We start from the raw sequence: 2792 nt of genomic DNA, 5'->3' as shown, positions 1-2792 counted from the left end.
GAGTTGTTTCTTGAATGGCCGTTGCGCGCACACCCCGCAGCGGCAGCCGAGCATGTGGTCATCTCCTCTTTTCTGGATCGCAGTTGCCGTTGCCGTCTTCTGGGCGCTGGGTGCCTACAACCGCCTGATGCGGCTGCGCTCGGCGGTGATCCAGGCATTTGGCAGCTTTGACGCGCACATGGTGCGGCTGCTGGCGCTGGTGAGCGAATATGGTGCCGTGCACGCGGCGGTACCTGCGTCCTCTGGGCCGGTTCCGGCCCTGGCTGCGCTGGAAGGGGCGGCTACCCAGCTGAGTGCCTCGCTGGCCATGGCGCGTGCACGTCCTCTGCAGCCCGACGCCGCCGCCGCGTTGGCCGCCGCACGGGACGTGCTGTACGCCACGTGGGACAAAACCACCGCCGCACTGGCGCCGTGCAGCATCCAGCAGCTGCCGCAGCAGGACGGGTCCGAGGCGACTGAATCGCTGGACCCACCCCACTCCGAGCCGGAGACCCTAGCGGCGGCGGCGCCATTGCCGCCGTCCCACTGGCAAATGCAATGGGAAAGCCATCTTCAGCAGAACACACAGGCTGCCGACGTGTTCAACGACGCCGTGTTGCACTACAACGCGGCCATCGCGCAGTTCCCCGCCAACCTGCTGGCCCGGGTCTTCGGCTTCAAGGCGGCGCGCGGTCTGCAGTGATTTTGAAAGCCAGAGGTCCCGATGCGTAAATCGCCCCCCCGTGCTCCCTCCACCGTTTCGCCGCCAGCATCTTCTGCGGAGGGTGGGGGGCGCCAGGGTGCGGCTTCTCGTGCCAACGGCGCGTTGGACGCGCCGCCGCCCGGAGGAAAGTCCGTGCCGCTTTGGCAGCAGTTGGATGCTGTGGCCGGGGCGTTGCAAGCAGTTCGCGGGGGGCAGTCGGGGACGGCTGCTCTGGCCGAGGTGGATGCCGCCTTGCGCCCAGGGGTGCAGGCCCTGCTTTTCCAGGTGCTGCGCCATGCCGGACGCGCGGAGGCCCTGCGCCGCCAGCTTGCCGCCCGAAAGCCTCCGCCAGCGGTCGATGCCCTGCTGTGTACGGCGCTGGCCCTGTGCTGGGCGCCGGACGAATCGCCCTACGAACCGTTCACACTGGTGAACCAAGCGGTCGAGGCGGCCAAGCGCAATCCGTCCATGCGAGCCCAGGCGTCGTTTGTCAACGGCTGCCTGCGCCGTTTTCTGCGCGAGCGCGAGGGGCTGGTGGCGCGCAGCGACGATGATCCGCTGGCCCGCTGGAACCATCCCCTGTGGTGGATCGAGCGTTTGCGCAAGGACCACCCGCACCATTGGGAGCAGATTTTGCGCGCCAACAATGCCCACGCACCGATGGCGCTGCGGATCAATGCGCAAAAGTGCACCCCAGCGCTCTATTTACAAGCGCTGAAGGCTATCAATTTGGGAGCGAATCTGGTCGGCGACCATGGCGTCGTATTGGAGCGGGCGGTTCCGGTGTCGTCGCTGCCGGGCTTTGGTGACGGTTGGGCTTCCGTGCAGGACGCTGCCGCGCAGCTGGCTGCGCCCCTGCTGCTCCAGGGGATGGACTTGGGCCAGCCCTTGCGCGTGCTCGACGCCTGCGCTGCCCCCGGCGGCAAGACCGCCCATTTGCTCGAACTGGCGGGCCCTGGGGCTGCGCTGCAGGTGACCGCCCTTGAAATCGATGCCGAACGCAGCGCCCGCATTGGCGAGAACCTGCGGCGCCTGGGGCTGCAAGCCCAGGTTCTGGTGGCCGACGCGGCTAGACCTGAGGACTGGTGGCAGCAGGAATGCGGTGGTGAACCGTTCGATGCCATCCTGCTGGACGCACCCTGTACCGCCTCCGGCATCGTTCGGCGCCACCCGGACGTGCGATGGCTGCGCCGCGAAAGCGACATTGCCCAGCTCGCCGCCTTGCAGGCTCGCCTGCTGAGGGCGCTTTGGCCCTTGGTGCGCCCGGGTGGCCGCTTGCTGTACTGCACCTGTTCGGTGTTCCGTGCCGAAGGGGAGGAGCAGGTCCAAACGTTTCTTGCGCACAACACTGATGCCCGTTTGCTGCCGTCGCCAGGCCATTTAATCCCCGGTGGTGGGCACAATCCATCGGGTGACCACGACGGTTTTTTTTACGCACTGTTGCAAAAATCGCTCTAATGAGCAGGGGCGCCTGCGCTGGGTGGTCGCTTGCACGCTCTTTCTGCTGGCATGGGCCCTGGCGTGGCCGACGCCCGCCCAGGCCGGTCCTGCCGCACCTGCGGAGGTGGGCGAGCTCCGGCTGGAGCGCGCGCCCGATGGGCTTTACCTCAGTGCTTCGTTGCAATTTGCGCTGCCCGAACTGGCAGAAGACGCGCTGTACAAAGGCATTCCCATGTTCTTTGTGGTCGAGGCCGAGGTGATGCGCGACCGTTGGTACTGGTCGGACCGCCAGGTGGCCGAGGCCAAGCGGTACCTGCGCTTGAGCTACCAGCCTTTGACGCGCCGCTGGCGCCTGAATGTCTCCGCCGTCCCGTTCACCAACAGCGGACTCGGCGTCGTGCTGAGCCAGAATTTTGACGACTTTCCGGATGCGCTCTCGGCCATTCAGCGCATCTCCCGCTGGAAGATCGCCGACAGCGACGTGATCGAAGCGGACGCGGTCCATGCGGTCAACTTCCGTTTCCGGCTCGACATGTCGCAGTTTCCGCGGCCATTCCAGATCGGGGCGGTGGGCCGCTCGGGATGGAGCTTGCTCGTGGCCCGCAGCCAGCGCCTGCCGCCGGCGGAGCCCTCCAAGTGAGCGGACCCATCCCCGCGCCGCAGCCCGGTC

The 2792-nt window shown here is 67.0% G+C and carries 3 protein-coding genes; all 3 read left to right on the top strand.

The window, feature by feature from the left end; all coding sequences use genetic code 11:
- On the top strand, window positions 1-682 hold a 682-nt coding region (locus tag MRY84_RS08980), incomplete at its 5' end, for a hypothetical protein (RefSeq protein ID WP_363317506.1).
- A 153-nt stretch (window positions 683-835) separates the two neighbouring features.
- Entirely contained in the window at window positions 836-2140 is a 1305-nt protein-coding gene (gene rsmB, locus MRY84_RS08975) for a 16S rRNA (cytosine(967)-C(5))-methyltransferase RsmB (RefSeq protein WP_291505386.1), read from the top strand.
- A 58-nt stretch (window positions 2141-2198) separates the two neighbouring features.
- Complete coding sequence (locus tag MRY84_RS08970; protein WP_291505387.1) at window positions 2199-2762, top strand: DUF4390 domain-containing protein; 564 nt, start codon at window positions 2199-2201, stop codon at window positions 2760-2762.
- Window positions 2763-2792: the final 30 nt, after the last annotated feature.

Source organism: Acidovorax sp. (assembly GCF_022763525.1).
GTDB lineage: Bacteria > Pseudomonadota > Gammaproteobacteria > Burkholderiales > Burkholderiaceae_C > Acidovorax.
Note: the sequence above shows the minus strand (reverse complement) of the source record. Positions and strands in the feature narration are given on the sequence as shown.